Annotated in this window: 2 protein-coding genes; one reads left to right on the forward strand and one right to left on the reverse strand. The window is 35.7% G+C overall.

Annotation, left to right across the window (positions count from 1 at the left end; genetic code table 11):
• Positions 1-208: 208 nt before the first annotated feature.
• Entirely contained in the window at positions 209-2,344 is a 2,136-nt protein-coding gene (locus GZA11_RS16080) for an ATP-dependent Clp protease ATP-binding subunit (RefSeq protein ID WP_163184385.1), read from the reverse strand.
• 188 nt (positions 2,345-2,532) lie between these two features.
• Here GZA11_RS16080 and GZA11_RS16085 point away from each other — a divergent pair, with 188 nt between their 5' ends.
• Entirely contained in the window at positions 2,533-3,582 is a 1,050-nt protein-coding gene (locus tag GZA11_RS16085) for a YkvI family membrane protein (protein ID WP_038540589.1), read from the forward strand.
• Positions 3,583-4,131 lie beyond the last annotated feature (549 nt).

The raw sequence follows: 4,131 nt of genomic DNA on the forward strand, positions 1-4,131 counted from the left end.
TAATAGACCTTTCGCTGACACGCTGTACATTTGGATTTTTTTGAAGCATGTTTATCTCTTTAGATGAAAATGTTATTTTACTCATGTTGTCCCCTAATCTCCATATTCTGAAATTCAAGTATATAAAAATACCTGTAGGTTGAACACTCTTTTGTTCGAGTGTCCTACCTACAGGTACCATTTTAATGATCAGGCTTCGCTTTTTTTATTATACGGTTTTTGATTTGACTGTTAGCTTACCATCCTCTAATACAGCCATTAGATTTTTGGCTTCTGGCTGGTCGAGAATGAAATCTGCAATCTTATCTTCAAGTTGTTCTTGAATCACACGTCTTAATGGCCGTGCCCCAAATGCTGGGTGATAACCTAGTTCTGCTAATTTCTCTTTTGCCTCTGTTGAGATCGTGAATTCAATATTTTCCTCTTTTAATGTTTCTTGGAGTTCATGAACCATTAAATCAACAATCTTCAAGATATGCTCTTTGTCCAATGATTTAAATTCAATAATGCCATCAAATCGGTTAAGGAATTCCGGCTTAAAGAAGCTACCAAGTGAATCAAGAATATTTGTTTCTTCCACAGAATTTGTAGTACCGAATCCAACATGAATTGGTTTATGACCAACTCCAGCATTACTTGTCATAATAATAACCGTATCCTTAAAGCTTACTACTCTACCTTGACTGTCGGTCAAGCGTCCATCCTCAAGGATTTGCAAGAACATATGCTGCACGTCCGGATGTGCCTTTTCAATTTCATCAAGCAGAATGATACTGTAAGGGTTTCGACGTACTTTTTCCGTAAGTTGTCCAGCTTCCTCATGTCCTACATAACCTGGTGGTGAACCGATTAATTTTGATACGCTGTGTTTCTCCATATATTCACTCATATCAAGTCTAATCATTGAATCCTTTGTACCAAATAATTCTTCGGCAAGTGTTTTTGTTAATTCGGTTTTACCAACACCAGTAGGGCCGACAAATAGGAAAGATCCTATTGGACGATTTTTTGGTTTTAAACCAGCACGGCTACGTCTGATCGCCTTAGCAATCTTTTCAACCGCCTTTTCTTGACCAATAACCTTTTTATTTAGATTTTCTTCTAAATTTTTCATTTTTTGTTTTTCATCTTGCTGAAGCTTTCCAACCGGAATACCAGTTTTTTGTTCAATAATTTGTTGGATGTGTGAGGCCGTAACAAGTGGACGGTCCCCATTCGTTTCATCGTTTAGAGCTTGTTCAAGTTTCAATTCTTCATCACGGAGTTTTGCTGCTTCTTCATAGCGTTCGTGTTTGAGTGCTTCCTCCTTTAGAGAAGCAATTTCTTTTAGGCGATTCTCGATTTGTTCATTAGACTTATAATTAGAAGTCAAGTTCAATTTTGAACCCGCTTCATCAAGCAAGTCAATTGCTTTATCGGGTAGGAAACGATCTGAAATATAGCGATGAGATAAATTCACACATGCACGGATCGCTTCCTCAGAATATGTGACTTCATGATAATCTTCGTATTTCTTTTGAATTCCTTTTAAGATTTCAATTGCTGCTTCCACAGATGGTTCTTGAACATGGATCGGCTGGAAACGTCGTTCTAAAGCAGGGTCCTTTTCAATTTGTCGATATTCTTTTAGGGTTGTAGCCCCGATAACTTGCAATTCTCCACGAGCAAGGGCCGGCTTTAGAATATTTCCTGCATCCATCGAACCTTCCGCTGACCCTGCACCAACTAATAAATGAATTTCATCAATAAATAAAATAATATTTTTACGTTCTTGTAATTCTAAAATTAATCGTTTCATTCTTTCTTCAAACTGACCCCGAATACCCGTATTAGCAACAAGTGAAGCAACATCCAATAAATATACCTCTTTATTTTTAAGCTTTTCCGGTACCTTACCTTCAGCTATTTTTAACGCAAGTCCTTCCGCAATGGCTGTTTTACCAACACCAGGTTCACCAATTAATACCGGGTTGTTTTTCGTTCTTCTATTTAAAATTTCGATGACACGTTTTACTTCTTCATCACGACCAATAACCGGGTCAATTAACCCTGCTTTGGCAATTTGTGTTAAGTTACGGCCAAATTGATCGATGAAGCCTCCGCGTCCGTTTTTCTCAGTCTTTTGATTTTCTTTATTTGGAATTTGAGTAAAACCATTTGTTTGAAAAAGTCCCTCAAAAGGGAAGCTTGAAAATAGATCCATATTCATTCCAAAGCCTGCGCCAATCACACTTTTTTCTTTTGAATAACATTCATCACAAAGTTTTAATTCTTTTCGGTGTCCATTAACAATCATATTTAATTGCACATTTGCTTGATTTTGTTGGCATCGTTGACAAAGCATAAAGAAAACCTCCTTTTTACTGCTTTGATCAATTTGACTTTGACTATATTTGACCTTTGTGACTTTATTATATCTTGACCTTTTTTGACTTTCAAGATTTTTATCCCATGTAATACTTTCCAGTTAGGGAAAAATGCTCGTCATTGTTTGTCCTTTAAGTCATATATTGGTGATAAGGGGGAGATGATGTGAAACGAAATTGGAATCAAGCCTTTCAAATTGCAGCGGTCTATGTTGGGACGGTTGTAGGTGCAGGATTTGCCACTGGAAGGGAAATCGTTGAGTTTTTCTCACGGTTTGGCTTCTTCGGCTTTATTAGTATATTAATGAGCGGCTATTTATTTGTTATGATCGGTTCCAAACTAATGCGTCTAGCAGCACAAATCAACGCTAAATCATATCAGGAATTCAATGAATATTTGTTTGGTAAATGGCCTGGAAGGATCATAAATTTTTTTATGCTGTTTATGCTACTTGGGGTTAGTGCCGTCATGCTCTCAGGTGCAGGAGCAGTATTTGAAGAACAACTAGGACTTCCGAAAAACTTAGGGGTGTTTTTCACTATTTTTCTTTCTTTTATTGTAATGCTCATAGGAACAAAAGGTTTATTTGCCGTTAATACATTTGTTGTCCCATTAATGATCGTTTTCAGCTTAATCTTGATGTCTTTATCTATTAAAATGCCAAATTTCTTAGATCAGTTTTTATATATTCCATATGCCAACGATGGATGGAAAAGTGTGATCGCCCCTTTTTCATATGCAGCTTTAAATCTTGGCTTAGCTCAAGCAGTTCTAGTTCCGGTTGCTTCAGAAGTAAAAGACGATTGGACAATAAAATGGGGCGGAATACTTGGTGGATTGGCTTTAACCTTAATATTAATAGCTAATCATTTTACCCTCATCATGCTGCCCAATTTGGAACTATATGAGATTCCTATGGCAATTATCATGAAAAACCTTGCACCATTTTTCTATTGGTTTTTTGTTTTGATTATTTATGGAGAGATTTTCACCTCTGTAATTGGGAACGTTTTTGGACTCGACAGGCAGCTTAAGCAATATTTCCATGTTCCAACATTCGTATCAGTAACAGCAATTTTTATTATTGCGTATTTGATCAGTTTGGTGAATTACGGTACTCTCCTTTCCAATTTATATCCTCTATTTGGCTATATTTGCATGAGCTTTTTTATTTTATTGTGGATGAAACCATTTACTCCTACGGAAAGAAGTTAAAAAGCAGCTGTCTATAAATAACAGCTGCTTTTTATAATCATATGATTTAAGCCAATCGAAAGATAATTCCATGTCCACCTTTTGGATTTCATGTAATGATACAGATAAACAATACTGAAGCTACCGAATTATGACAACCTTCGTATCCTACCTACACTATTTTCCCTTCCCATTTATTAACCTCTATATAGGAAAATTTTATACAAATATTATCCGTGCATTTGGTTTTGTATTATAGTGATCAATAACTGTTACATAAAAATTCGTACCACACGAAGCAGCTCTAATTAAAAAAGGGGGAAATCCCCTTTTGTTCCTAGTATTATATTTTTTGTTCATTCAATAAATTTTGATTCATCACCAAAATTTGTGATTTAAACAAAAAAATGAAAACACTCATAGAATCCTGGCAATAATGTTATCGACCAATTAACATAACAGGAGGTTCTATAAGTGTTTTCTGTATCTCTAGATTTGCCAGAATTTGAAGTTGTTAAACAAGTATTTCTTGAAGATTGCATTTTGTTACATGTTGAGAAAAATTCTATG

This window comes from Neobacillus sedimentimangrovi, assembly GCF_010614825.1.
In the GTDB taxonomy this organism is placed as follows: Bacteria; Bacillota; Bacilli; order Bacillales; family Cytobacillaceae; genus Neobacillus; species Neobacillus thermocopriae.